Origin of the sequence: Nakamurella flava (assembly GCF_005298075.1) — a bacterium.
Classification (GTDB): Bacteria; Actinomycetota; Actinomycetes; order Mycobacteriales; family Nakamurellaceae; genus Nakamurella; species Nakamurella flava.
Genome location: NZ_SZZH01000006.1, coordinates 409,968 through 436,150, shown reverse-complemented (window position 1 = coordinate 436,150; position 26,183 = coordinate 409,968). Strand labels below are relative to the sequence as shown.

The following is a 26,183-nucleotide window of genomic DNA, read 5'->3' as shown; positions in this document are numbered from 1 at the left end:
CTCGGGGCTCGTAGCCTGGGGAAACGACGCTGACCGCGGCCCGGCCTCGTCGTTCCCGCAACGTCCGGTGCCAGGAGGTCGACCATGCGTGACGCCGTGATCGTCGATGCCGTCCGTACACCCATCGGCAAACGCAACGGCGGCCTGGCCGCCGTGCACCCGGTCGATCTGTCGGCCCATGTGCTGAACGCGCTGGTCGCGCGGACCGGCTTGGACCCGGCACAGGTCGACGACGTGCTGTGGGGCTGCGTGGGACAGGTCGGCGAGCAGAGCTTCGACCTGGCCCGGCTCGCGGTCCTGGCCGCCGGTTGGCCGGAGTCGGTACCCGGGGTGACCGTGGACCGTCAGTGCGGGTCGTCGCAGCAGACGGTGCACTTCGCGGCGGCCGGGCTGATCGCCGGTCAGTACGACGTCGTGGTGGCCGGTGGGGTCGAGTCGATGTCGCGGATCCCGATGGGATCGAGCATCTCGGCCGAGAGCCACCCGTTCACCGCCCGCGGCTGGGTGGAGCGGTACGGCGAGGTGCTGCCCGCCCAGGGCCCCGGCGCGGAGGCCATCGCGCGCCGCTGGAACCTGTCCCGGGCCCAGCTGGACGAGTTCAGTCTCGCCTCACACGAGAAGGCCGCCGCCGCACAGGATTCCGGCCGGTTCCAGGCCGAGATCACCCCGGTCCCGGCCCCGCTGACCGGGGACTCGCCGCTGCACGTCGACGAGGGGGTGCGCCGGGGCGGCACCCTCGAGTCACTCGGGATGCTGCGTCCGGCGTTCGACCCGCAGGGCGTGGTGACGGCCGGTAACGCCAGCCAGATCTCCGACGGCGCCGCCGCCCTGCTGATGACGACGTCGGAGGTCGCCGCCCACCACGGCTGGCCGGTGCTCGCCCGGGTGCACACCGCGGTGCTGGCGGCCGACGACCCGCTGACAATGCTCACCGCTCCCCTGCCGGCGACCTGGAAGGTGTTGCAACGCAGCGGCCTTCGGCTCGACGAGATCGGGGTGTTCGAGGTCAACGAGGCGTTCGCGTCCGTTCCGCTGGCCTGGCTCGCCGAGTTCGGTCCGGACGGCACCGACCGCAGCCACCTCGAGAAGGCGCTCAACCCGAACGGCGGCGCCATCGCCCTCGGCCATCCGCTCGGCGGTTCGGGGGCGCGGATCATGACGACGCTGGCACACCACCTGCACGCCACCGGCGCCCGTTACGGACTGCAGACGATGTGCGAGGGCGGCGGGCAGGCGAACGCCACCATCCTCGAACGTCTCTGATCGGCGGTCCCATCGCGCAGCACCGTCCGACCGCGCGTGCTGGGCGGCCCATCCCTGCGATCGACGACCGAGGCCTCTTCGGGTGAACATGGGCGCGATGCGTCCGGCTCCGCCACCGCCGCCCCCACGGTGAGGAGGAACGACTGATGCGTCATGAGTATCGGGGAGCTTGCGGTGTCGGTGTCGTCGTTGGTGGTCCTGTTGGTCCTCGTCGTGATGGTCCGGGAGATCCGCCGGGGGCGGGAGATCGCCGCCGCGCATCCCGGACTGCACCTGCGCAGGGGTGAGCGGTTCCGGACGCTGCTGCTGCAGGTCGTCGAGCCGGTCTTCGCCCTGGTCGTCGTCGGATCGGTGTTCCTCAGCCACGTCGACGCCGGGCTGCCGTCGATGCTGTGGGCCGCCATCGGTGCCGTCGTCGGAGCGGCATTCGGCGTCTACCGCGCCCGGTCGACCTTCGTCCGGGCCGTTCCCCCGCTCCACGGTGTGGTTCTGCGGTTCAGCATCGAGTCGGTGCTCGCCCTGCTGCTGTTGCTGATCGTCAAGCTCGTCGCCGAGCAGGATCTGCTGCCGCGTCAGGGCGTGTTCCCGTTCCTGGTCGTCGGACTCCTCGCCTTCCTGCTGGCCGAGTCCGTCGCGCGCCTGGCCGTGGTGCTGCTGCGGTATCGGCGGGAGTCGGTCGCGACGAGCCCGGTGAACCCCTAGGGCTCCGCCGGGCTCGTCGTCGGCCCTGCTCCAGCGCCGTCAGCGGGCGGCGTGCCGCCCGTCCGTCGGTCGATCGCCATCGGAGCCCGGGCTGGGAACGGCCAGCACCGGGTCGGACTCGTCCGTCACCGACACCGGGGCCAGCCCGGCCAGCGCGGACTCGTCGGCCACCGCCTCACCGCGGGCGATCATGCCGGCCTCGTCGGACAGCGGGATCTCCGGGAGCCAGAACGCCAGGACGAGGGCGACCAGCACCGCCGGGATGAGGTACCAGAACACCGGCGCGAGGGCACTCGCATAGGAGTCGACGATCGCCGTGTGCAGCGGTTCGCCGACCGCCTTGACCTGGGCGGGGACCAGGGACGCCGGGTCCAGTCCGCTGGTCGCGGCCTGCGCGGGATTCGCCGCGAACGCGGAGCCCAGGCCCTCGACCAGCCGGCTGGTGAAGATCGACCCGAAGATGGCGACCCCCAGGCTGGCGCCGACCTCACGGAAGTAGTTGTTGGTGCTGGTCGCGGTGCCCACGTCGTGCGGGTCGACCGCGTTCTGCACCACCAGGACGATGACCTGCATGATGAAGCCGAGGCCGGCGCCGAGCACGAAGAGCATGGCGCAGATCAGCCAGATCGGCGTGTTCCCGGCCAGTGTCGTCATCCACAGCATGCCCAGCGCGGTGACGACGGCGCCGAGGATCGGGAAGATCTTGTAGCGACCGGTCTTGGTGATGTGCCGCATCGAGACGGTCAGCGTGCCGATCAGGCCGACGATCATGGGGATCATCAGCAGTCCGGACACCGACGCCGAGGTGCCGGAGGCCATCTGCAGGAAGGTCGGCATGAAGGCCAGCGCGGAGAACATCGCCAGGCCCAGGACCAGGCCGATGGTGGTGGCCAGGACGAAGGCGCGGTTGCGGAACAGCGCCAGCGGGATGACCGGCTGCTCGGCCCGGTTCTCGACGACGATGAACGCGATCACGGCGGCGACGAACGCGGCCATCAGGCCGAGGATCGTCGGCGAGGTCCACTCGTACTGCTTGCCGCCCCAGTCGGTGAACAGGATGAGGCAGGTGGTCGCGGCGGACAGCAGCACGATGCCGAGGTAGTCGACCCGGCTGGTGTTGTGCTTGCGGGGCAGGCTGAGGGTCTTCCAGGCGATGGCGAACGCGATGACGCCGACCGGGATGTTGATCCAGAAGCACCACTCCCACGACAGGTGGTCGGTGAACAGGCCACCGAGCAGCGGGCCACCGATGGAGCTGACGCCGAAGACCGCACCCATCGGGGCCAGGTACTTGCCGCGTTCCCGGGCCGGGACGATGTCGGCGATGATCGCCTGCGACAGGATCATCAGCCCGCCGCCGCCCAGCCCCTGGATACCGCGGAAGACCACGAACTCCCAGAAGTTCGTGGACAGCGCGGCACCCAACGAGGCCAGCGTGAACAGGGCGATGGCGATGAGGAAAAGGTTGCGGCGGCCGAAGATGTCGCCGAACTTGCCGTAGATCGGCATGGCGATGGTGGTGGCCAGCAGGTACGCGGTGGTCACCCACGTCATGTGGGCCACCCCGCCGAGGTCGCCGACGATGGTCGGCATCGCGGTGGAGACGATCGTCTGGTCCAGGCTGGACAGCAGCATGCCCGCGAGCAGGGCCGAGAAGATCAGCCAGATCCGGCGTTGGGTCAGCACCAGCGGTGCCGACGGGGTGGTGGTCACGAGTACTCCAGGTCAGCGGAAGGGCGGGGTTCGCGGAGGGCGGCGGGGTCGGGTCCGAGTTCGGTCATGGCGACGGCGAGGCAGGCGTCGAGGTGCGAGCGCAGCGGGCTGCCGTCGTCCGCGGTCACCCACTCGGTGAAGGCGGCCCGCAGGACGGCGCCGACGACGGCCGCCACCGTCCGGCAGGCCGCGTCGGGTGCGGTGCGGCCGCGTCGCTGCGCGATGAGACCGGCGATTCGGTCCTCCTGGGCCATGGCGTGCGCGAGCTGGCGGGCCAATAGTCGGGGCTCGGCCAGCAGGACGGTGTGCACCAGGCGCAGCTCCGACGGGTCGGTGCCGTCGATCGTCCGGCTCGGGTCCACCAGATCGACCAGGTCGGGCAGCAGGACGCCGGTGGGTCCGCCGGCGACGAAGCGCCGGGCGGCCTCCTCGTCGCCGAGTTCGGGCTGGTCGCCGACCAGGGCGTCGTCCTTGGTCGGGAAGTAGTTGTGGAACGTCCGCACGGAGACCCCGGCCTCGGCCGCAATCATCTCGACGGTCACCCCGTCCAGGCCGTGCTCCACAGTGAGCCGCCGCGCCGCGGTGATCAACTGCGTCCGGGTGGCCCGCTTCTTGGTGGTCCGCAACCCCTCGACGGCATCAACTTGCATACTCTGCATCATTGCAGAGTATGCAAGTTCTGTCGTCACCAAGCCGAGTGACCTCCGTCATCGACCGCGGGCCGGACGTGGCGCGGCCGGTGCGCCACCCGGCGTCGTCTGCGCCGGCATCTTCGGGCTCACGCCGGCAACGATCCAACGTTCGAGAGCTCGAAGAAGAGTGCTCCTGGAACCGGCGCGGGTACATCTGCCGCACCAAGGTGAACTGGTAAGTCACAGGTATGGAACTGGACAGCAAGGGCTTGGGGCGACTGAGTCGCGTGGCCAACGCGCGTGACGTATGGATCTCGGAGGCGGGCGACTTCACACCCTGGCTCGCCGAGAACCTGGATGTCCTAGCCGACGAACTCGGTATGACCCTGACCCTCATCGGCACCGAGGTCATCGTGGGTGACTTTCGCCTGGACATACAAGCCGAGGCTGACGACGGGCGCATCGTCATCGTCGAAAATCAGCTGGAGAGAACCGATCACGGCCACCTGGGTCAACTGTTGGTCTATGCCTCTGGGCTCGAGGCGACCGCAGTGGTATGGGTCGCGCCTCGCTTCCGGGACGACCATCGCCGTGCCTTCGATTGGTTGAATGAGCGGACCGACAGTGGCGTCGACTTTTTTGGGGTTGAGGTCGGAGTCGTCCAAATCGGGGAGAGCGGTCCGAGAGCGCCGATCTTCGAGGTGGTGGCACGTCCGAACTGGTGGCAAAAAGGCGTCAAACAATCTGGCGCCGCGCTTGCCGGTCAAGCCGACGGCGCCAACGACGAACGCCAACGCTTCTTCCGCGACGTCTTGTCTGCAGTTGGCGAGTCTCGACCCGCTATCCGGATGCCACACATCGGAAGGCAGAACTGGATCAACTTCGCGGGAGGACGGTGGGGGCGGTGGGGCTTTGCTTTTGGTCAGCGGTCAACCTTGCGCGTCGAGGCCTATATCGACAGCGGATCGGCGGATCTGAACAAGCGGCTCTTTGATGAGATCCATTCGGAGGCGGCCGATTGGGAAGAGACCCTGGGTCAGCTGAGCTGGGAACGGCTCGACGACAGGAAGGCGTGCCGCATCGCGAGCTACCAGCCGGTCTCGGACCTCGAAGACTCCGACGAACGTGAGCGACTCATCGTGTGGGCGGCACGCACTTTGGTCGCGATGTACGACCGGATGGACGGTGTCTTGCGTTCTCGCGCGGAACGCCTTCGCACTTCGACCATCGAGTAGGTACTGAGCGTCTCGGCATGGACTCAACGCCGTTTCACTGCTGTCGGCTCACTCGTCACGCCGGTTCGAACCGATAGCCCACTCCCGCCTCGGTGATCAGGTACCGCGGGTGCGCCGGGTCCGGCTCCAGCTTGCGGCGCAACTGGGCGAAATAGACTCGCAGGTAGTGGGTCTCGTCCTTGTACGCCGGCCCCCACACCTCGGTCAGCAGGGTCTCGCGGCCGACCAGCTGCCCAGGGTGGCGGACCAGCATCTCCAACAGCGACCACTCGGTCGGGGTCAGCCGGACCGGCTGGCCGCCGCGGGTCACCCGGTGGGCGGTCAGCTCGACGGTGAAGTCGGGGGTGGTCACCACGTCGCTAGTCGCGACCGGCCCCGTGGCCACCTGGGCCCGGCGGGCGGCGGCCCGGATACGCGCCAGCAGCTCGTCCATGCCGAACGGCTTGGTCACGTAATCGTCGGCGCCGGCGTCCAGCGCGGCCACCTTCTCGGCCGAGGTCGACCGGGCGGACAGCACGATCACCGGCACCGGGGACCAGCCGCGCACCCCGGCCAGCACCTCCAAACCGTCGAGGTCGGGCAGCCCGAGATCCAGCACGATGACGTCGGGGTGGGCCCGGCCCGCCTCGGTCAGCGCGGCCCGGCCGGTCCCGACCACCAGCACGTCGTAGCCGTGGGCGCGCAGGTTGATGCCGAGCGCGCGGGCCAGCGCCGGATCGTCGTCGACCACCAGGACCTTGGTCATCCCGTCACCTCCGCCGCACGATCAGTGCGATCCGGGTCCCACAGCGGCACCGTCACCACCATGGTCAGCCCGCCGCCGGGGGTGTCGTCGACCTCGATGGTCGCGCCGACCGCCTCGGCCAGCCCCCGGGCGACCGCCAGACCGAGGCCGAGGCCGGCGCCGTCGGGCGCATCCCCCAGCCGCTGGAACGGGGCGAACATTGTCTCCCGACGGTCCATCGGGACGCCGGGCCCGTGATCGACGATACGGATCTGCAGGGTCCCCGGTCCGTTCCCCGGGACCACCCCGGCCAGCAGCCGGACCGGTCGGTCCCCGCGGTGCCGGACCGCGTTGCCGACCAGGTTGGCGATGACCCGTTCCAGCAGGCCGGCGTCGGTGGAGACCAGCGGCAGGTCGTCGGGGATGCGGTCCTCGATGGTCCCCGGCGGCAGGCCCAGGAGCGCCGGGTGCACCACCTCGTCGACCGAGCGGGGCCGCAGTACCGGCACCAGCACGCCGGTCTGCAGGCGGGACAGGTCGAGCAGGTTGGCCAGCAGCCGGTCCAGCTGGTCGGCGGCCTCATCGGCGGCGGCCAGCAGTTCGGACCGGTCGGCCGGGTCGAAGTCGATGCTGGGATCGCGCAGGCTGGACACCGACGCCTTCACCGTGGCCAACGGAGTGCGCAGGTCGTGGGAGACCGCGGCCAGCACCGCGGTGCGGACCCGGTCGGCGGCCCGGAGTTTTGCGGTCGCCTGGGCCTCGGCGGCCAGTCGTTGCCGCTCGGCGGCCAGACCGGCCTGGGCGGCGAACACCTCGGCCAGCCGGCGGTCGCTGCCGGGCAGGGTGCGGCCGAGCAGGCCCAGCTCCAGCCCGTCCCGACCGACCGGGATGGTGACGTCGTCGGTCGCATCCGGGTCCCCGGCGCCGACCTCGGCCATGACCTCCCCCTCGGCGGCGACGGTGTCGTCGGCACCGTGGAGCAGTCGGGCCCGCCGCATCCCGAACGCCACCCGGACCTGCTCCAGCACCGCGTGGACCGGGTCGGCGTCCTCGGCGATGCCGGTGGCCGCCGCGGCGATCATCTGCGCCTCGGCCCGGCCGCGGGCCGCCTCCACCGCCCGTTGGGCGCTGCGGTCCACCACCGACGCCACCGTCACCCCGACGATGACGAAGACGACGATCGCGAAAGCGTTCTCGGGCTGGGCGATGGTCAGCGAACCCAGCGGTGGGACGAAGAGCAGGTTGGCCAGCACCCCGGCGGTGACCGCGGCTGCCGCGGCTGGCAGCACACCGCCGATCAGCGCATTGCCGAGCACACCGAGCTGAAAGACCAGCAGCACGGTGGTCAGGTTGAGCGCACCCCGCAGCGGCAGCAGCGCCAGGGCCAGCAGCACGGGGATGAGCACGGCGGCCAGCCAGGAGGTCCAGCGCTGCGGGCCGCGCCGGGCGGTGCGCAGTACGGTGGCCGGCCGCGACCCCGCCGAGCGGGAGGTCACCACCAGCACGTCGATGTCGCCGGATCCGTCGACGATGGCCTGCGCGACGCTGGGCCGCACTAGCCGGGTGAACCGGCCGTGCCGGGACGACCCGACGACGATCCGGCTGCCGTTCACCGCCCGGGCGAAGTCGAGCACGGTGGCGGCGACGTCGTCACCGACGACGAGATGCATCGTGCCGCCGAGGCTCTCGGTGATCAGCCGGAGCTTTTCCAGTGTCGCGCTGCCGGCCCCCGTGGCGGTGCCGTCGGAGCGGACGACGTGCACGGCCACCAGTGAACGTCCGGACACCCGGCCGGCGACGCGCGCCCCGCGGCGAAGCAGCGCGGCGTCCTCGGGGGCGCCGGACATGCAGACGACGATGCGTTCGCGGGCCGGCCACGACCCGGTGATGCCGTGATCGGTGCGGTAGCGCTCCAACCCCTCCTCGACGCGGTCGGCCACCCAGAGCAGGGCGAGCTCCCGCAGCGCGGTCAGGTTGCCCTCCCGGAAGAAGTTGCCCAGCGCGGTGTCGATGCGTTCGGCCGGGTAGACGTGACCGTGGGCCATGCGGCGGCGCAGCGCCTGCGGGGTCATGTCGACCAGTTCGATCTGCTCGGCCGCCCGCACCACCGCATCCGGCACCGTCTCCTGCTGCCGCACCCCGGTGATCGCGGCGACCACGTCGTTGAGCGACTCGAGGTGTTGCACATTGACGGTGGTGATGACGTCGATCCCGGCGGCAAGCAGTTCCTGCACGTCCTGCCAACGCTTGGGGTTCGTGGACCCGACCGCGTTGGTGTGGGCGAGCTCGTCGACCAGCGCGACCGCGGGACGGCGGGCCAGCACGGCGGCGGTGTCCATCTCGGTGACCACCACGCCGCGGTGCTCGACCCGGCGGCGGGGCAGGACGGGCAGCTCGCCGACCGCCTGGGCGGTGAAGTCCCGGCCGTGGTCCTCCATGACAGCGACAACGACGTCCGTGCCCCGTTCGGCCCGCCGCCGCCCCTCGGACAGCATGGCCACGGTCTTGCCGACCCCCGGGGCGGCGCCCAGGTACACCCGCAACCGACCCCGGCCGGAACCGACGGCCGGGGTCGAGTGCGCTGGGTCGTTGGTCACGGAGTCAGGAGCCGAGCCGGGTCAGCGCGAGGTTGAGCTCCAGCACGTTCACCCGTTCCTCCCCCACGAAGCCGAGGGCACGACCCTCGGTCTGCGATTCCACCAGATCGCGGACCTGATCGGCGGGCAGGTTGCGCGCGGCGGCGACTCGGTCGACCTGTTCGAGCGCGTAGGCGGGGCTGATGTCGGGGTCCAGGCCGGATCCCGAAGCGGTGACCGCGTCGGCCGGCACCGCGGCCGGGTCGACCCCGTCGGCCGCGGCGATCTCGGCCCGCCGCTGCTCGATGGTGGCCTGCAGGTCGGCGCTGTCCGCCGACAGGTTGGAGCCGCCGGAGGACATCGCGTCGTACCCGTCGCCGGCGGCGGACGGCCGGCCGAGGAACCACTGGTCGCCGGCGAACTGCTGGCCGATCAGGGAGGAGCCGACGGTCTGCCCGGCGGCGTCGGTGACCAGGGACCCGTTGGCCCGGTCGGGGGCGATGAGCTGGCCGATGCCGAATACCACCAGCGGGTAGCCGACGCCGAGCAGCACGGTGAAGACCAGCAGCGCGCGAACGGCGACCAGCAGCTGCCGCCCGCCGATGGACAGCAGCGCCGTCGCCGTCGGTCGGGTGTCGGCCCGGTCGGACAGGACGCGAGCGGCGGAGAGGGTGTCGGAGGCCGACTCGCGGCCGTGGGGGGTGCTCATGGTGATCACGCGATTCCGGGGATGAGGGACAGCCCCATGTCGAGGAGCTTGATGCCGATGAAGGGGACGATCAGGCCGCCGAGGCCGTAGATCAGCAGGTTGCGGGTCAGCAGCCGGGACGCCGACGACGGCCGGTAACGGACGCCGCGGATGGCCAGCGGGATGAGCGCGATGATCACCAGCGCGTTGAAGACGACGGCCGACAGGATCGCCGAGGTCGGCGACGACAGGTGCATGATGTTCAGCGCCGCGAGGCCCGGGTAGGCGCCGACGAACATGGCCGGCAGGATCGCGAAGTACTTGGCCACGTCGTTGGCCAGCGAGAACGTGGTGAGCGCGCCGCGGGTGATGAGCAACTGCTTGCCGATCTCCACGATGTCCAGCAGCTTGGTGGGGCTGGAGTCGAGGTCGACCATGTTGCCGGCCTCCTTGGCCGCGGCCGTGCCGGTGTTCATGGCCACCCCGACGTCGGCCTGGGCCAGCGCGGGGGCGTCGTTGGTGCCGTCGCCGGACATGGCGACGATACGGCCGCCCTCCTGCTCCTTGCGGATGTAGGCGAGTTTGTCCTCCGGGGTGGCCTCGGCCAGGAAGTCGTCGACCCCGGCCTCGGCGGCGATGGACCGTGCGGTGAGGGTGGTGTCGCCGGTGATCATGACGGTGCGGATGCCCATGGCCCGCAGTTGCGCGAACCGCTCGGCGATGCCCGGCTTGACGACGTCCTTGAGGTGCACGACGCCCAGCACCCGGGCCGCCGGACCCGTTGCCCCGCTCCGGGTCTCGGCGACCAGCAGCGGGGTCCCACCGGTGGACGAGATCTCGTCGGCGGTGGCCAGGGACTCGGCCGGGACGGTGGCGCCCTGGTCGGTGACCCAGCGGGCGACCGCGGACACGGCGCCCTTGCGAATCTGGCCGTCCGGGCCGTCGACGCCGCTCATCCGGGTGACCGCGCTGAACTCGACGACCCGTTCCGGATCGACAGCCCGCTCGGTCAGGCCGAACTCGCTGACACAGAGCTCGACCAGCGAACGGCCCTCCGGGGTCTCGTCGGCGCCGCTGGCAACGAGCGCGGCGGTGGCCAGGTCGGTCTCGGAGACCCCCGGGGCGGGGATCAGCCGGCTGGCCCGGCGATTGCCGAACGTGATGGTGCCGGTCTTGTCCAGCAGCAGGGTGGACACGTCACCGGCGGCCTCGACCGCGCGGCCGCTCATGGCCAGCACGTTGTGCTGCACCAGCCGGTCCATCCCGGCGACGCCGATGGCGGCGACCAGTGCGCCGATCGTCGTCGGGATCAGGCAGACCAGCAGGGCGACCAGCACGACGATCGACTGCGGCGCGCCGGCGAAGTCGGCCATCGGCGACAGCACCACCGTGACCAGCAGGAACACGATGGTCAGCGCGGCCAGCAGGATGCTCAGGGCGATCTCGTTCGGCGTCTTCTGGCGGCTCGACCCCTCGACGAGCGCGATCATCCGATCGACGAAACTCTCGCCCGGCTTGGTCGTGATCTGCACGACGATCCGGTCCGACAGCACCCGGGTGCCACCGGTGACCGACGACCGGTCGCCACCGGACTCCCGGATGACCGGGGCGGACTCGCCGGTGATGGCCGACTCGTCGACGCTGGCCACCCCCTCGACGACATCGCCGTCGCCGGGGATGACATCACCGGCCTCGCACACCACCAGATCACCGACCTGCAGGTCGGCGGCGGCGATCTCGGTGACCACCGCGGTGGACGCCGCGGTCCCGGCCGACGGGTCGAGCCTGCGGGCGACGCCGGTGTCCCGGGCGGCGCGCAGGGTGGCGGCCTGGGCCTTGCCGCGGCCCTCGGCCACGGCGTCGGCCAGGTTGGCGAACAGCACGGTCAACCACAGCCAGACGGTGACCGCGATGACGAACCCGCTGGGCTCGGTGAAACACAGCACCGTGCACAGCGCGGCGCCGACGAGCACCACGAACATGACCGGGTTGCGGACCATGACGCGGGGGTCGAGGTTGCGCAGCGCGGTGGGCAGCGCGGCCACCAGGGCGGCCGGGCGGAACACCCCTCCACCGATCTTGGCGGTGACATCGCCGGTGCTGCCGGGGTTCTCGGTGGTCTGGTCGGGGCGAGGGAGCACCGGGGCGCTCATCGGGTCAGTCCTTCGGCGATCGGTCCCAGGGCCAGTGCCGGCAGGTAGGTCAGGCCGGCGACGAGGACGACCACACCGACGAGCATGGTCACGAACTGGGGACGGTGGGTGGGCAGGGTGCCGCTGGTCTGGGCGGCCAGCACGGGTTGACGGGCCAGGGTGCCGGCCAGGCCGAGCACCAGGGCGATCGGCAGCAGCCGGCCGATGAGCATGGCCAGACCCAGGGTGATGTTGTAGAAGTCGCTGTTGGCCGACAGTCCGGCGAAGGCCGAACCGTTGTTGTTGCCGGCCGAGGCGAAGGCGTAGGCGATCTCGGACAGTGCGTGCGGTCCGCGGTTGAGGACGGCGCTGCGTCCGGCGTCGACGGACAGCGCGACCCCGGTACCGAGCAGCACGACGGCCGGGGTGACGAGCAGATAGCCGGCCACCCACTTCATCTCGGCGCCGCCGATCCGCTTGCCCAGGTAGGTGGGCGTCCGACCGACCATCAGACCGGCGATGAACACGGTGACCACGGCCAGCATCAGGATGCCGTAGATGCCGGAACCGGTTCCGCCGGGCGAGATCTCGCCGAGCAGCATGTTCAGCATCAGGACGCCGCCGCCGAACCCGGAGAACGAGGAGTGGGTGGCGTCGACGGCCCCGGTGGACGTCGCGGTCGAGGTGACCGCGAACAGTGCGGACAGCGGGATGCCGAACCGCACCTCCTTGCCCTCCAGGGCGGCGCCGGCGGCCTGGGTGGCGATCCCGCCGCGGGCGTTCTCGGACGCCAGGACGGCGGCCAGCGCGCCGGCCCACAGCACGACCATCACGGACAGGATGGCCAGGCCCTGCTTGGCGCTACCGACCATCGTGCCGAACGTGCGGGGCAGCGAGAACGGGATGACCAGCATGAGGAAGACCTCGAACAGATTGGTCAGGGCGCTGGGGTTCTCGAACGGATGGGCCGAGTTGGCGTTGAAGTAGCCGCCGCCGTTGGTGCCCAGCTCCTTGATCGCCTCCTGGGAGGCGACGAGACCTCCGGGCAGGGTCTGGGTCCCGGCGGCCAGGGTGGTGACATCGGTGGGTGCGTGCAGGTTCTGGATGACCCCGCCGATCACCAGCACGATCGCGGCCAGGAACGACAGCGGCAGCAGCAGGCGCAGGGACAGCCGGGTGAGGTCGACCCAGAAGTTGCCGAGCCGGTCCGTCGCTCGGCGGACGAAACCGCGGATCAGGGCGGCCATCACGGCCATGCCGACGGCGGCGGACAGGAAGTTCTGCACGGTCAGGCCGATGGCCTGCACCGTGTACCCGAGCGCGGTCTCGCCGGCGTAGGACTGCCAGTTGGTGTTGGTGACGAAGCTGACCGCGGTGTTGAACCCCTGGGCGGCCGGCATGTTCGGGGTGCCGTTGGCGTACGGGAGCAGACCCTGGACGCTGACCAGGATCCACAGCAGCACGATGCCGACCACGCTGAACGCCAGCACCGACAGCAGGTAGGTGGTCCAGCGCTGGTCGGCCCGGGGGTCGACCCGCAGCAGGCGGTAGACGCCGGTCTCCACCCGGTTGTCCCGCGCGGAGGTCAGCAGGCGGGCGATGTAGTCGCCGAGCGGCACGTGCACGATCGCCAGGGCCAGCACCAGGACGGCGATGGACAGGGCGGCGGCGAGGGCGGGGCTCATCAGAATCGCTCCGGGCGGAGCAGGGCGACGACGAGGTAGCCGAGCAGCCCGAGGGCGAGCAGGGCCGCGACGACGGTCATGGCGGGGGTTCCAATCCGGGGTGGGGTGGTTCAGGTCCGGATCGGACGTTAGGAGGGTCGTGGTGTCGGGCCCGGTGATCTTGACGGTTCCTTGACGGGCGGCCCACGAACCTTGACGGTTCCACTACGGCGCTCGTCAACGGGGCCGGAGTTGTATCGAGGGGTGCGAGTCGATCCCCTTCTGCGGGCCCACCGTGGCCTGGTCGTCCTCCTGGCCGCGGCGCTGCCCGTGCTGACCTGCGCCCTGCTGACGTTCGCCCGGGACGCGATCACCAGCGCGACCGCCGTACTGATCCTGGTGGTGCTGATCGTGGCCGCAGCCGCGACGGGACAACGGGCGGCGGCCCTGCTGTCCGCGGTGACCGCCGCGCTGGCCTTCGATTACTTCCTGACCCAGCCGTACTTCACCTTCACGATCGCCGATCCGCACAACCTGGAGGCCGCCGCCCTGCTGCTCCTGGTCGGGGCGGCGGTCGGCGAGATCGCGTTGTGGGGGCGACGGCAGGCCGCCCGGGCCAGCCGCGACCAGGGCTACCTCGACGGCGTCATCTCCGCCGCCGCGTCGGCCGCCCGGTCGTCGTCGGCGTCGTTGGTCGAGCAGGTCGGCGCCCAGATCGCCGACGTGCTCCGGGTCGACCGGGTGCGCTTCGACCCCGCCACCCGATACGGCGGACCCACCGTCGGCGACGACGGCAGGATCGTCAGCAGCGGACGACCGCTGGACGTCGCACGGCTCGGCCTACCGACGAACAGCACCATCGCGCTGCCGGTGGTCGGCGGCGGACGGGTGCGCGGGCACTATCTGCTCACCGCGTCCAGCCGAGTCAGCCGGCCGACCGCGACCCAGCTGCGGGTGGCGGTGCTGCTGGCCCAGCAGGCCGGTGCGGGGCTGACCGCGGACGCGTTGGCCCACGACGCCGCCGGGCCGCCGGACGGCGGCGGGAAGGACTCGATCCCCGCGACGGTATCGACCGACCGGTCAGCACGACTACCGGCTGGGGGTTGCCAGGCCGACACGGTGAAGGTCCGCCGGACGGGGACCGGGGGCTGACGAGATCCGTTCACCGCAGCGGGGTGTCGTCAACAGTCCTGGCTCCGTCAGCGCGAGGGCGGGCGGGGTCCAGCTCTTCGAGGATCGTCCAGTAGTGCTGGTCGACGTTCATCGCCGCGCCGACCGCAGCCACGTTTTCCCGGACACCGGCGGTGACCGGAATAGAGAGTTCGTAGAGCTGCGTGCAGAGATTCTCCAGAGCGACCCCGGGTTCTCCGTGCGAGATGAGGTCCCGCACATTGTCGACATCGAACTGCGGTAGTCCCAGAACTTCTGCTTCGGTCAGACAAGCCATGAGTCGTCCGGTGATCTCATCGAAGTCCATGACCACCAGCCTGCCAAGAAGTCGGCGCTCGGCCCGGGCGGCCACCGCACGATGAGCAGGCGGTACCGTGACCGCCCCGGTCCCGCCGCCCCGAGGAGCCGTCGTGACGACCCCTGCATCGCACAACCCCACCGGACCGCCGTCGAGCCAGGTGGGCAGCCCCGAGGACGGGGTCGACACCCCGCACCGTCTGTCGATGACGCTGCTGATGACGCCGGACCTGGCCAACTTCTCCGGCAATGTGCACGGCGGGCAGATCCTGAAGTTCCTCGACCAGGTCGCCTACACCTGCGGTACCCGCTGGTCCCAGTCGTACGTGGTGACCCTGTCGGTGGACCAGGTGGTGTTCCGCGAGCCGGTGCACATCGGTGAGCTGCTGACCCTGCAGGCCAGCATCAACTACACCGGCCGCACGTCGATGGAGGTGGGGATCAGGGTCACCACCGAGAACCTGCACGGCGGTCAGGTGCGGCACACCAACAGCTGCTACTTCACGATGGTGGCGGTCGACGAGAACGGCCGACCGGTTCCGGTGCGGCCCTGGGTGCCCCGCACCCCGACCGAGCGTCGCCGGGCCGCGGAAGCACGGATGCGGCGGGAGCTGCGCCTGGAGGTGCAGCGGCGGACCGCGCAGATCAAGACGGACGTCGCCGTCGAGGACGAGACCGGCTGAGCCGGCAGCTCAACAAGGTCAGTGCCCGGCCTTCCAGTAGCCGCAGAAGCTGACCGACGTCTTGGGCATTCCGGCAGCCAGCCAGTATCGGCGCAGGTCCGCGCACAGCCCCTGCTCGCCGACCACCCAGCCGTACCCGGACAGCGGCACCGGCACCTCCTGGGCGGCGGCCAGCGCCGCCCGGCCAGGAACCGCGAAGGGGTCGGCACGCACCACCCAGACGACCTTCACCCCGGGCGGCCCGGCCAGCGGCTGGCGGTCGTCGGGATGTCCGACCTCGACGACTGCCCGGCCGATCGCGTCGGCCGGAAGGGAGGCGAGAATGCCGGCCACCGCCGGCAAGCCGGTCTCGTCCGCGACCAGCAGCAGATCGCCGGTGACGTCCGCGGGCGGGTTGAACCCGATGCCCTCGTCGAGGATGGCGACGGCGTCGCCGGGCAGACACCGCCCCGCCCAGGCCGCGGCCGGGCCGGAAGAACCGTCGGCCGCCTGGTGCAGGACGAAGTCGACGTCGAGCTCCGGGCCGTCCGCCCCGTCCGGTCGGTAGGCCCGCACCGTGTAGTTGCGCAGCACCGGTCGGACGGCCTTGCTGATGAGCAGATACCGGGCATAGGTCAGGGTGTCGAGGCGGGTGGGGAGCCTGCGCAGTGAGGCGTTCTGGTCCTCACCGGTGGGTAGAAACAACCGGAACCACTGGTCGAACCCCATGGGGACGAACCGCGCGATGTCGCCGCCGCCGAATGTGACCCGGCGGAACCCTGGTGACACCTGCTCCGATCGCTGGACGAACAGCGTCAGCAGTTCACTGGTCGCCGGCTTGATGCGGGTTGCGGTCAGATTCTGACGGGCCATGGTCGCACTCTAGGGCCTTAGGTAAGGCTTACCTCATGCGACGTACGTCACTGCAACCTCACTGCAATGGTTGCAATGACAACCGGCACGGGAGACGGTAGCCAGGTCAGTCCAACGACCCCGGCGTAGCGGTCAGGAGATGGTGGTGCTCAACCTCGTGCCGAGCGTGCAGCAGTCCGCCGATGACTCCGCCCCCACCCGCCGACCGGCCCGGTCCCGCACCGGCGGGAGCACCCCCCGTCCGGGCCCGACCCACGGCGCGTTCGAAGCCGCCGTGCCGGCCGGCGCGGACCCCCGTGAATACGCCCGCTTGCTGGGCCGGATCCGCGACGCGGCCCTGTCCGGCGGCTCCGCCCCAGCGGCCCCGCGGGCGCTGGTCAACGACTCCTGGCAACGCACCCTGGACTTCGGCATGGATCCCGACCACGGTCGCACCCTGCCCGACGCGGCCGACGAGGCGGAGGTCGAGCATCGACGGGAATCGGGCAAGCTCACCCGCGTGCTGCCCGTGCTGGGTGACGTGCTGCTACCCGCCGCCGAGGACGCCGGCCACGTGATGGTGATCGTCGATGCCCAGGGGATGATCCTGTGGCAGGACGGGCCTTCGAAGATCCGGCAGCACGCCGAGCGCCTCGGTTTCCAGGTCGGCGCGAATTGGAGCGAACGGACCGTCGGCACCAACGCCATCGGCACCGCCCTGGTGCTGTCCCGACCGGTGCAGATCTACTCGGCCGAGCACTTCGTCCGCAGCCACCACTCGTGGACGTGCGCGGCGGCGCCCATTCTCGACCCGGTGAACGGCGACCTGCTCGGAGTGGTCGACGTCAGCGGCGCGGCCTCCACGGTGCACCCGAGCACCCTGGCCCTGGTGGACGCGGCGGCCCGGATGGCCGAGTCGTTCCTCCGCGAAGAACACCACGCCGCGCTGAACACCCTGCGCAGCAACACCTCTCATATGCTGCGCGGTAGCCGTGAGCACCTCATGGTGACGGACACCGAAGGATGGGTCGCGGCCTCCACCGGTGGCGTCCCGTTGTCCCGGGTCGCTCTGCCCCAGCAGCGCGACTCCGACCGGGCCTGGCTGCCGGCCTTCGGGTCCTGCCGGCTCGAACCGGTCGACGGCGGCTGGCTCATCGAGGTGCTCAACGACGAGGTCGCCACCGCCACCTCGGTCGTCCTGGACCTGCGTGACTCCGCTTCGCCGACGGTGCAGATCGTGTCCCAGGCCGGCCGGTCGTCGCACCGCCTGACGCCCCGGCACAGCGAGATCCTGCTGCTGCTGGCGGTGACCCCACGCGGCCTGAACGCCGTCGAGTTGTCCCGGCAGATCTACGGTTCCGCCGACCATGTGGTGGCGGTTCGCTCCGAGATCTCCCGGCTGCGGCGGTATCTGACCGGCTCCCTGCTGCAACGCCCCTATCGGCTGGCCGACTGGGTGGAGGTGTCGGTCCGCTACCCGGACGACCCTGCTGACCTGTTACCGGCCTCGCTCGCCCCGACCATTCGACGTCTCCGGTACGACCACCACGCCACCGCCTGACCCGTCCCTGTTCGTCCCAGCGCCTGTTGCATTCCCGCGTTCCGGCCATCCGCCCACGCGGTGTCCCCGCGCGCCCCCGTGCGCCCGAGTTCGAAGGAGTCCCCCGTTGACCGCCACCATCGCACCCACCGCCCGCAGTACCGTCACCGCCTGGCTCGGCGACTTCCAGCAGGCCCTCGCCGATCGTGACATCGACGCCGTCGTCGACCTTTTCGTCGAGGACAGCTACTGGCGCGATCTGATCTCGTTCACCTGGAACATCGTCACCGTCGAGGGCCACGACGGGATCCGCGACATGTTGCAGGCCAACCTCGAGCGGGTGGCCCCCACCGGCTTCGAGATCGCCGACGACATGGGCGAACCGGCCGGCGAGGGCATCGTCGAGTCGTGGATCCGGTTCGAGACCTCCGTCGGCCGCGGCGTCGGCCACCTCCGCCTCAAGGGCGGCAAGGCGTGGACCCTGCTGACCACGATGTACGAGCTCAAGGGCCACGAGGAGCCGATGAGCACCCGGCGGCCCAAGGGGGCCGAGCACGGGGCCAACAAGGAGCGTCGCACGTGGCTGGAGCGCAAGGAGGACGAGGCCAAGCAGCTCGGGTACACGACGCAGCCCGACACCCTGATCATCGGCGGCGGACAGGGCGGCATCGCCCTGGGCGCACGACTGCGCCAGCTGGGCGTGCCCACCATCATCATCGACCGCAATGCCCGACCCGGCGACGCCTGGCGCAACCGCTACAAGTCCCTGTGCCTGCACGACCCGGTCTGGTACGACCACCTGCCCTACATCGACTTCCCGAAGAATTGGCCGGTCTTCGCCCCCAAGGACAAGATCGGCGACTGGCTCGAGATGTACGCCCGGATCATGGAACTGAACTACTGGGGCAGCACCGAGTGTCGCAGCGCCAGCTACGACGAGCAGAAGAAGGAGTGGACGGTCGTCGTCGTCCGGGACGGCGAGGAGATCACCCTGCGGCCCAAGCAGCTGGTGCTGGCCACCGGCATGTCGGGCAAAGCCAACATCCCCAGCTTCCCGGGGATGGAACTGTTCCGCGGCGACCAGCACCACTCGTCCCAGCACCCCGGCCCGGATGCTTACAAGGGCAAGAACGCCGTCGTCATCGGGGCCAACAACTCCGCTCACGACATCTGCGCCGCCCTGTGGGAGGCGGGCGCGAACGTCACGATGGTGCAGCGCTCCTCCACGCACATCGTCAAGAGCGATTCGCTGATGACCGTGGCGCTCGGCGGGCTGTACTCCGAGGAAGCCCTGGCGGCCGGGATGACCACCCAGAAGGCCGATCTCACCTTCGCCTCGCTGCCGTACCGGATCATGCACGAGTTCCAGATCCCGGTGTACGACGAGATCCGCAAGCGCGACGCCGACTTCTACGACCGGCTCGAGAAGGCCGGCTTCATGTTGGACTACGGCGACGACGACTCCGGCCTGTTCATGAAGTACCTGCGCCGCGGCTCCGGCTACTACATCGACGTGGGCGCCTCCGAACTGGTGGCCAACGGTGACATCCACCTGGAATCCGGGGTCGACGTCGAGCGGATCACCGAGACCGGGGTGGTGCTGACCAACGGCAAGGAACTGCCGGCCGACGTCATCGTCTACGCCACCGGCTACGGGTCGATGAACGGGTGGGCCGCCGACCTGATCTCCCAGGAGGTCGCCGACAAGGTCGGCAAGGTCTGGGGTCTCGGCTCGAACACGACCAAAGACCCTGGTCCCTGGGAAGGCGAACAGCGCAACATGTGGAAGCCCACCCAGCAGGAGGCGCTCTGGTTCCACGGCGGGAACCTGCACCAGTCGCGCCACTACTCGCTCTACCTCGCGCTCCAGCTGAAGGCCCGCCTGGAGGGAATCCCCACCCCGGTCTACGGCCTGCAGGAAACCCACCACCTCCGCTAGACCACGACCCCCGGACAGAACGAGCAGGGAGAGAAAGCATGAGCATCCAGGACAAGGTCGTCCTGATCACCGGCGCCGGTCAGGGCATCGGCCGCGGCATCGCGCTGCGGCTAGCCGCGGACGGCGCGAACATCGCGATCGTCGACCTCAACGAGGCGAAGATGACCGCGGTGGCCGACGAGGTGGCCGCGCTCGGCCGGAAGGCCACCACCTTCGTGGCCGACGTGACGAGCCGGGACGAGGTCTACGCCGCGGTCGATCACGCCGAGTCCGCCCTCGGCGGGTTCGACGTCATGGTCAACAACGCCGGCATCGCCCAGGTCAACCCGATCTCCGAGGTCACCCCGGAGGAGGTCGCCAAGCTCTGGGCGGTCAACGTCGACGGTGTGCTCTGGGGCATCCAGGCCGCGGCCGCGAAGTTTCAGCAGCGCGGCCACGGCGGCAAGATCATCAACGCGTCGTCCATCGCCGGGCACGACGGCTTCGCCATGCTGGGCCCGTACTGCGCCACCAAGTTCGCCGTGCGGGGCCTGACCCAGGCGGCGGCGAAGGAGTACGCCAGCGCCGGGATCACGGTCAACGCCTACTGCCCCGGCGTCGTCGGCACCGACATGTGGGTGACCATCGACGAGCGGTTCGCCGCCCTCACCGGCGCCGCGATCGGCGAGACGTACGACAAGTTCGTCGGGGGCATCGCTCTGGGCCGGGCGCAGACCCCGGAAGACGTCGCCGCGTTCGTCTCCTACCTCGCCGGGCCCGACTCGGACTACATGACCGGGCAGGCCGGCCTCATCGACGGCGGCCTCGTCTACCGCTGATCGCGCCCGGCCCCCTCCCCTCCGAACCGTCGAAAGGAACACCCATGCGCGCAGCGCGCTACTACGACCGCGGAGACATCCGCATCGAGGACATCCCGGCCCCGCCCGTCGACCCCGGCACCGTCGGCATCGACGTCGCCTGGTGTGGCATCTGCGGCACCGACCTGCACGAGTACCTGGAAGGGCCGATCTTCATCCCGCCGGCCGGTCACCCCCACCCGGTCTCCGGGGAGGCGGCGCCGATCACCATCGGGCACGAGATGAGCGGCACCGTCTACGAGGTCGGCGAGGGCGTCGAAGGGCTGTCGGTCGGTGACCGGGTCGTCGTCGAGCCCTACATCGTCGACCCGCAGTACTCCACCGACCCGGACACCGACTACCACCTGACGCCGAACATGAACTTCATCGGCCTCGGCGGCCGCGGCGGCGGGCTGGGCGAGAAGATCGTCGTCGAACGCCGCTGGGTCCACCCGGTCGGCGACATCCCGCTCGACCAGGCCGCTCTCATCGAGCCGCTGTCGGTCGGGTACCACGCGTTCGTGCGCAGCGGCGCCAAGGCCGGCGACATCGCCCTGGTCGGCGGGGCCGGCCCGATCGGCCTGCTCACCGCCGCGGTGCTGCGGGCGAACGGCCTGACCGTCGTCGTCTCCGAGCCCAGCGCGCTACGGCGGCAGAAGGCCATCGACACCGGGGTGGCCGACCATGCCCTCGATCCCCGCGAGGTCGATGTTGTGGAGGAGGTCAAGCGCCTGAGCGACGGCCGCGGCGCCGACGTCGGTTTCGAGTGCAGCTCGGTGAACGTCGTGCTGGACACCCTCTTCGACGCGATCCGGCCCGGCGGGGTGATCGTCGTCGTCGCCATCTGGGGTCACCCCGCGCAGATCGAGCTGCAGAAGCTGGTGCTCAAGGAGGTCGATCTGCGCGGCACCATCGCCTACCGCGGCAACCACCCGGCGGCGATCGCGCTCGTCCAGGAGGGCAAGGTCGACCTCGCCCCGTTCATCACCGGCAAGATCGGGCTGGACGACCTGGTGGACAAGGGCTTCGACACGCTGATCCACCGCAACGACACCGCGGTGAAGATCCTGGTCTCGCCGTCCGGTCAGGGACTGTCCGACCAGTGACCGGTCGCGCCCGGGTCGGCCGTCGCGATGACGGGCGGCCCGGGCGTCCTGGCGTCAGGCCCGGGTGAACGGCAGCGCGGTGGTCAGCCAGTCGACCAGCGCGGTCGGGTTACGGCTTTGCGTCCACACCCGACCCGGACCCTGGATGTCCATGACGAAACCCTCACCGGTCTTACCGGTCTGGATCCAGCCCTTCGCCACCTTGCGCAACTGGACCTGCATGCCTTCGTCGTAGGCGACCAAGTGGCCGGTGTCGATGGTGAAACCCTGACCCGGTGGCACCTCCAGCAGGTCCAACGCCCCGAACGACGCGGCGATCACCTTGCCCTGACCGGAGCAGCGGACGACGAACCCGCCCTCGCCACCGAACAGCAGCTTGGCCCCGCCCCACTTGGTGTCCAGGCTGATGCCCTGCTCCGACGCGATCCACGAACCGCGGGTGAGGACCAACCCGCGCTGCGGGGTCACCTCCATGACGGTGATGTCGCCGGGGAGGCTCGGGGCGATGTCCACCCACGTCGGGGCATGCGGGTGGCCGGCGAAGGTGGAGACGAAGAACGACTCCCCGCCCAGCGCCGACCGTTTCAACGCACCCATGAACCCGCCCTGCATCTGCGCGGAGACGGTGACCCCGGTCGACTGCATCACCATCACCCCGCTCTCCCCCTGGAACTGCTCCCCGGGCGCCAGATGGCACCGGGCGACGGCGTAGGACGGGCTGTGACGCAGTTCGACCTGCATGGAAGGGCTCCTCGTGGATCAGCTGACGGGTGCGCTCACTCGCGACCAGGATGCCTGCCGCGACGCCGGCACCGGCCGATCACGAGACGTTCGGGCGCGGCGGTGATACCCGGGTCAGCCCAGGTGCCCGTGCAGGAAGTCGGCCATGTCCAGGGCGACCAGGCCGCGGGCCATCGGTTCGCAGTGCCAGCTCGCGCCGTCCTGCTCCCCGTAGGCGATCAGCTGCTTCTCCCCCGGCAACGCCTCGTACAGCTCACGGGACTGTCCCGGGAAGAACTGCTCGCCCGCCGGATCGGTGATCAGCAGCGGGGTGTCGATGCGGGCGATGGTCGCCGGGTCGAGGACGAACCGGTCGACCTGCGTGAACAACGCGAACGGCGTCAGGTCGGCGCCGTAGGGGCGGGCCCGGAAGGCCAGCTCACGTTCGGTGCGCGGATCGTCGGCCGGCTCAGCCATGTACCGGTCAAACGTCTCGGCGTCACCGGACCGCAGCAGGTCGAGCATGACCGGCGGCAGGTGCGCGTTCCAGGTCCGGGACACATCCACGACGCCGCCATCGGCCACCGCCGCGCGGAACCGGTGCTCGAAGGCCAGCGCCCGCGGCAACCAGTAGCCGCCCTGGCTGATGCCGTAGGCCAGCAACCGGTCGGCGTCGACGTCCGGCCGCGCCACCAGCGCGTCGACCACCGGGGTCAGCACGGACTCCCAATCGGGCACGAACGGAACCCCCTGCTCGAACAGCATCGACTGCTGCCCGGGCCCGTCGAAGACGTAGGCATTCCAGCCCTGGTCCAGCGCCATCCGCAGACAGGCCGACCACAGCGAGGTCAGGGCGCCGTCGCTGCCGTTGGTGACCACCAGCGTCGGCCGGGGCGCCCCGTCGGCCGCCGGGCGCAGCAGATAGCCGGGCAGCCGGTGCTCACCCCACGGGACGTCGAACCGGACGTGCGCCCCGCCCGAGGCGGCGATGAACGCGTCCCAGGCGTCGCGGTGCCGGCGGAACGTCGGCCGCAGCACGCTGTCGTCGGGCATGCCGTCCACGAAGGCCAGCGCGGCGTCGTAGGCCGCGGAAGCGTTCAACCACAGCCGACCGGCGCTGGGTCGACCGGCGGCCTGGCGTTCGGCGGCCTGGCCGGCCAGCCGATCGGCGACCGCGTTCCACTGCGTGTACCAGCCGGTCGCGTCGTCGTCCTCGATGGCGGCCAATGTCCGCAGGACGATCCCGGGGTCGATGACCCCCTGTCCGCTGTGTCCGACGATCAGCCGGGCGGCGAAGTCGAAGTCGTCGGCGGCGAAGAAGCGGTCGGTGCCCACGGGGTCCTCCTCGGGTCGAGGTCTAGCGGTGGTCGGCGGTGGGCGCGTGGGCGGCCAGCCGTTGGGTCTGCTTGACGCCCTGTGCGATGAGCAGGATGGGGATGACCCAGTTCAGCAGCAGGTTGCCGTGGCCGGAGGTCAACCCGGCCGTCGCCGCGTCCGGGTTGACCAGGGCCGCGACGACGTGACTGACGGCCATGCCCAGGACGACCAGTCCCCACAGGGCACTGATCCGGCGGTTGGTCTCCCGGAACCTCGGCGACCCCCAGTACTGCTGCGGCACCGACTCTTTCGCGTAGGCCTCGGTGAACGGGACGGTCGCGGCCGACAGCAGCATGACCGCGGCCAGCACGACGGCCGCGGTGGTGCGACCCCACACCGCCACCCACTCGGCGTTCGCGGCCCCACCGTGCGCGATGACGGCCAGCACGACGAAGACGGCCAGGCTGGTGAACTCGAGCAGGCGGCGCTGCCAGATCGCCAACCCGAGGCTGAGCACCGCAGCGATGACCGTCGCGACCTGTGGGCCGGTGTCGTGGACGATCACGCTGAACACGATCCACGGCGCCATGCCCAGCAGGATCCGAACGGGGTTCACCGCGCCTCCCTCGCCTCGACGGCCCCCTCGAACCGAGACCGTGGCACCGATCCTGCGACCCCCCGGCGGGACAGCGGGCCGGCCGAGGGCTCGGCCCCCCGAACGGGACCAACGACCACGACCACGGGGCGGACGTGGATCGAGGACGGTCGGAGGCCACTGTCGGACCCCCGCCCTACGCTCGTCCCATGTCCGGCCCACCCCCGCCGCCCGCCGTGGAACTGTCGGCCGGGCAGAAGCTCATCGAGCTGATCCTGGGCTCGCAGGATTGGATCCACCGGCAGGTCGAGCGGGTGGAGATCATGCCGACCGGCGATGTCCTGCATCAGGTGTCGCTGGACCTGACCGTGCCGGCCGACCTGGCCCTGCCCGGCTCGCGGGGGGCCGTCCAGGTCCCGGTGTCCCTGCTGGCCAAAGGCCCGCTCAGCCAGTTCAGCGTCATCGGGCCGGAGGACCGCCCGGTCCCGCTGCTCGAGTCGGCGGCCAACAGCGAGCTGGCGGCCGCGTTCCTGCACGCGCTCGCCCGGGTCACCTACGGGTTCTCGCCGGCCACCGAACCGGTGACGGTCGGCATCCTGCTGGCCGACATCGTCTCCTCCGACCGCCGACGGGGGCGACTGGCCGTCGAGCGACTGCGTCGCCTCCTGGACGACTCGCCCGGCGCACCGGCCGCCGACCCGCTCGAGGTCGCCACCTTCTTCTCGATGGTCGAGGTGTTCGCCCGCCGCTTCCTCATGGTCATCGAACTGGACGCAGACCTGGTCGGCCGCAGGTGCATCGTCAAGTACTCCTACCTGGATTCCCGCAACGATCCCCACGACCGCCCCCGGTACGAGATGAGTTGGGACCTGGGTCATTTCGGCGTGGCGGCCAGCTACCACTTCGAGCTGGTCAGTCCCCAGTTGCTGGAGATCACCTCACTCACCCTCGTGCAGGTCTCCGGCGACGAGGTCTCCCCGCGAACCACCGAGTTGCCGTCGGCGGGGGTCAGCGTCGGACACCTGGCCGTTCGGCCCCGGTCCCGGCTGTCCACCGCGGCGGTCGTCGCCGCCCTGGTACCGCGCCGGTACGGCGTGGTCAGCCAGAGCTTCGCCGGCACCCTGCTCGCCACGCTGGTGCTCGGTGCGATCGTCCTGGGTCGTCATCTGCGTGACCTGTGGAACCCGGGCGCCACCGTCGCCCCCACCGCGGCCGGCATCCTGTCCGCCGGGGGCGCCATCGTGCTGACCTGGATCGCCCGTACCCCCGAGGACCGCATCGTGGCTGCAGTCCTGCGCCGCCCGCGCCGCCACCTCCTCGGAGTCGGGGCCCTGCTCATCGCCGCCGGCCTCTACATGGCCGTGCCCGTTCCCGAACCGGCCCGGACCGTCGGATGGTGGTTGCTGCTCGGGGCCGCCGTGGCCGTGGCCGTGGCCGCCACCGTCCACCGGACCCTCAGCCGTCCGCGGCCTTCACCGGTCGGATCCTCCCCAACCCGACGACGCCGACGTATCCTCGGACCAGAAGCGTCACCCGGTGATGACGACGGAGAGGACGGTGACGAGCGTGGACACCCATGAGTCGGAACCATCGTTGGCGGACACCGTGGCTCCCCCGGCCCGTCACGTGGCCCGTTTCGTCTACCGGGGCAAGACCGGCGCCCTGATCGGCCGGAGTTCGGGCATCAAGGACGCGGCCGAGGCCCGCAAGGTCGTCGAGTCGCTGCGCCGTAAGGCCGCCGCCCTCTCCTGATCCGGAGCGACCCGGTTGTCCCCTCGGTGACAACCACGGTGCCGGGAAAGCCAAGTCCGGCGCCCGCA

Annotated in this window: 24 protein-coding genes; 11 read left to right on the top strand and 13 right to left on the bottom strand. The window is 70.6% G+C overall.

The window, feature by feature from the left end:
- Window positions 1–84 precede the first annotated feature (84 nt).
- Window positions 85–1,263 (top strand): thiolase family protein, encoded by a 1,179-nt coding sequence (locus tag FDO65_RS19965; RefSeq protein WP_137451468.1) that lies wholly within the window; start codon window positions 85–87, stop codon window positions 1,261–1,263.
- A 153-nt stretch (window positions 1,264–1,416) separates the two neighbouring features.
- A complete protein-coding gene (locus FDO65_RS19960; RefSeq protein ID WP_137451467.1) occupies window positions 1,417–1,965 on the top strand; it encodes a hypothetical protein in 549 nt (182 codons plus the stop codon).
- A 39-nt stretch (window positions 1,966–2,004) separates the two neighbouring features.
- Here the strand turns inward: FDO65_RS19960 and FDO65_RS19955 are convergent, their stop codons facing one another.
- Window positions 2,005–3,678: an MDR family MFS transporter gene (locus FDO65_RS19955; RefSeq protein WP_205850189.1), complete on the bottom strand. Its 1,674-nt coding sequence runs from the start codon at window positions 3,676–3,678 to the stop codon at window positions 2,005–2,007.
- Window positions 3,675–4,337 (bottom strand): TetR family transcriptional regulator, encoded by a 663-nt coding sequence (locus FDO65_RS19950; RefSeq protein ID WP_166442311.1) that lies wholly within the window; start codon window positions 4,335–4,337, stop codon window positions 3,675–3,677. Before FDO65_RS19950 ends, FDO65_RS19955 begins: the two co-directional genes overlap by 4 nt.
- 221 nt (window positions 4,338–4,558) lie before the next feature.
- Here FDO65_RS19950 and FDO65_RS19945 point away from each other — a divergent pair, with 221 nt between their 5' ends.
- Window positions 4,559–5,545, top strand: a complete 987-nt coding sequence (locus tag FDO65_RS19945) for a DUF4268 domain-containing protein (protein WP_137451466.1) — start codon at window positions 4,559–4,561, stop codon at window positions 5,543–5,545.
- A 55-nt stretch (window positions 5,546–5,600) separates the two neighbouring features.
- Here FDO65_RS19945 and FDO65_RS19940 read toward each other — a convergent pair whose 3' ends face one another.
- From FDO65_RS19940 to kdpF, 6 genes are read right to left on the bottom strand one after another with little or no spacing between them, the layout of a single operon-like run.
- Window positions 5,601–6,290, bottom strand: coding sequence for a response regulator (locus tag FDO65_RS19940; RefSeq protein WP_137451465.1), 690 nt, complete (start codon window positions 6,288–6,290; stop codon window positions 5,601–5,603).
- Complete coding sequence (locus tag FDO65_RS19935) at window positions 6,287–8,866, bottom strand: DUF4118 domain-containing protein (protein ID WP_205850188.1); 2,580 nt, start codon at window positions 8,864–8,866, stop codon at window positions 6,287–6,289. The genes FDO65_RS19940 and FDO65_RS19935 overlap by 4 nt, the downstream gene beginning before the upstream one ends.
- 4 nt (window positions 8,867–8,870) lie before the next feature.
- Complete coding sequence (kdpC, locus tag FDO65_RS19930; protein ID WP_137451464.1) at window positions 8,871–9,554, bottom strand: K(+)-transporting ATPase subunit C; 684 nt, start codon at window positions 9,552–9,554, stop codon at window positions 8,871–8,873.
- Window positions 9,555–9,559: 5 nt separating this feature from the next.
- Entirely contained in the window at window positions 9,560–11,686 is a 2,127-nt protein-coding gene (gene kdpB / locus FDO65_RS19925) for a potassium-transporting ATPase subunit KdpB (protein WP_137451463.1), read from the bottom strand.
- Entirely contained in the window at window positions 11,683–13,350 is a 1,668-nt protein-coding gene (gene kdpA, locus FDO65_RS19920; RefSeq protein ID WP_137451462.1) for a potassium-transporting ATPase subunit KdpA, read from the bottom strand. The genes kdpB and kdpA overlap by 4 nt, the downstream gene beginning before the upstream one ends.
- Window positions 13,350–13,430, bottom strand: a complete 81-nt coding sequence (gene kdpF, locus FDO65_RS23375; protein WP_137451561.1) for a K(+)-transporting ATPase subunit F — start codon at window positions 13,428–13,430, stop codon at window positions 13,350–13,352. The genes kdpA and kdpF overlap by 1 nt, the downstream gene beginning before the upstream one ends.
- 163 nt (window positions 13,431–13,593) lie before the next feature.
- Between kdpF and FDO65_RS19910 the strand changes: the two genes are divergently transcribed.
- Window positions 13,594–14,481, top strand: coding sequence for a DUF4118 domain-containing protein (locus FDO65_RS19910; protein ID WP_240757738.1), 888 nt, complete (start codon window positions 13,594–13,596; stop codon window positions 14,479–14,481).
- A 10-nt stretch (window positions 14,482–14,491) separates the two neighbouring features.
- On the opposite strand, the gene FDO65_RS19905 is transcribed toward FDO65_RS19910, so the two are convergent.
- The gene (locus tag FDO65_RS19905; protein WP_137451460.1) at window positions 14,492–14,806 is read right to left on the bottom strand and encodes a MafI family immunity protein; all 315 of its coding nucleotides are present in this window, start codon (window positions 14,804–14,806) and stop codon (window positions 14,492–14,494) included.
- 196 nt (window positions 14,807–15,002) lie between these two features.
- Here FDO65_RS19905 and FDO65_RS19900 point away from each other — a divergent pair, with 196 nt between their 5' ends.
- A complete protein-coding gene (locus FDO65_RS19900; protein ID WP_137451560.1) occupies window positions 15,003–15,479 on the top strand; it encodes an acyl-CoA thioesterase in 477 nt (158 codons plus the stop codon).
- Window positions 15,480–15,497: 18 nt separating this feature from the next.
- On the opposite strand, the gene FDO65_RS19895 is transcribed toward FDO65_RS19900, so the two are convergent.
- Window positions 15,498–16,331, bottom strand: coding sequence for a siderophore-interacting protein (locus FDO65_RS19895; protein WP_205850187.1), 834 nt, complete (start codon window positions 16,329–16,331; stop codon window positions 15,498–15,500).
- A 145-nt stretch (window positions 16,332–16,476) separates the two neighbouring features.
- Here FDO65_RS19895 and FDO65_RS19890 point away from each other — a divergent pair, with 145 nt between their 5' ends.
- From FDO65_RS19890 to FDO65_RS19875, 4 genes are all read left to right on the top strand, one after another.
- On the top strand, window positions 16,477–17,871 hold the full coding sequence (locus tag FDO65_RS19890; protein ID WP_205850186.1) for a GAF domain-containing protein: 1,395 nt from the start codon (window positions 16,477–16,479) through the stop codon (window positions 17,869–17,871).
- A 106-nt stretch (window positions 17,872–17,977) separates the two neighbouring features.
- Window positions 17,978–19,789, top strand: a complete 1,812-nt coding sequence (locus FDO65_RS19885) for an NAD(P)/FAD-dependent oxidoreductase (RefSeq protein ID WP_205850185.1) — start codon at window positions 17,978–17,980, stop codon at window positions 19,787–19,789.
- Between the two features lie 38 nt (window positions 19,790–19,827).
- Window positions 19,828–20,607 carry an acetoin reductase gene (locus FDO65_RS19880; protein WP_137451458.1) on the top strand — a complete coding sequence of 260 codons (780 nt, stop codon included), beginning with the start codon at window positions 19,828–19,830 and terminating at the stop codon, window positions 20,605–20,607.
- Window positions 20,608–20,651: 44 nt separating this feature from the next.
- The gene (locus FDO65_RS19875; protein WP_137451457.1) at window positions 20,652–21,731 is read left to right on the top strand and encodes a 2,3-butanediol dehydrogenase; all 1,080 of its coding nucleotides are present in this window, start codon (window positions 20,652–20,654) and stop codon (window positions 21,729–21,731) included.
- Window positions 21,732–21,785: 54 nt separating this feature from the next.
- Here FDO65_RS19875 and FDO65_RS19870 read toward each other — a convergent pair whose 3' ends face one another.
- The 3 genes from FDO65_RS19870 to FDO65_RS19860 all read right to left on the bottom strand — a co-directional run bounded on the left by FDO65_RS19870 (window position 21,786) and on the right by FDO65_RS19860 (window position 24,384).
- Complete coding sequence (locus FDO65_RS19870; RefSeq protein WP_137451456.1) at window positions 21,786–22,472, bottom strand: TIGR00266 family protein; 687 nt, start codon at window positions 22,470–22,472, stop codon at window positions 21,786–21,788.
- Between the two features lie 114 nt (window positions 22,473–22,586).
- Window positions 22,587–23,786 (bottom strand): alpha/beta hydrolase family protein, encoded by a 1,200-nt coding sequence (locus tag FDO65_RS19865; protein WP_137451455.1) that lies wholly within the window; start codon window positions 23,784–23,786, stop codon window positions 22,587–22,589.
- A 22-nt stretch (window positions 23,787–23,808) separates the two neighbouring features.
- The gene (locus FDO65_RS19860; RefSeq protein WP_137451454.1) at window positions 23,809–24,384 is read right to left on the bottom strand and encodes a hypothetical protein; all 576 of its coding nucleotides are present in this window, start codon (window positions 24,382–24,384) and stop codon (window positions 23,809–23,811) included.
- Window positions 24,385–24,572: 188 nt separating this feature from the next.
- On the opposite strand from FDO65_RS19860, the gene FDO65_RS19855 reads away from it, so the two are divergent.
- Together FDO65_RS19855 and FDO65_RS19850 are read left to right on the top strand one after the other, a co-directional pair.
- Window positions 24,573–25,943 carry a hypothetical protein gene (locus tag FDO65_RS19855; RefSeq protein ID WP_137451453.1) on the top strand — a complete coding sequence of 457 codons (1,371 nt, stop codon included), beginning with the start codon at window positions 24,573–24,575 and terminating at the stop codon, window positions 25,941–25,943.
- On the top strand, window positions 25,921–26,115 hold the full coding sequence (locus tag FDO65_RS19850) for a hypothetical protein (RefSeq protein WP_137451452.1): 195 nt from the start codon (window positions 25,921–25,923) through the stop codon (window positions 26,113–26,115). Before FDO65_RS19855 ends, FDO65_RS19850 begins: the two co-directional genes overlap by 23 nt.
- The last annotated feature ends 68 nt before the right edge of the window (window positions 26,116–26,183 follow it).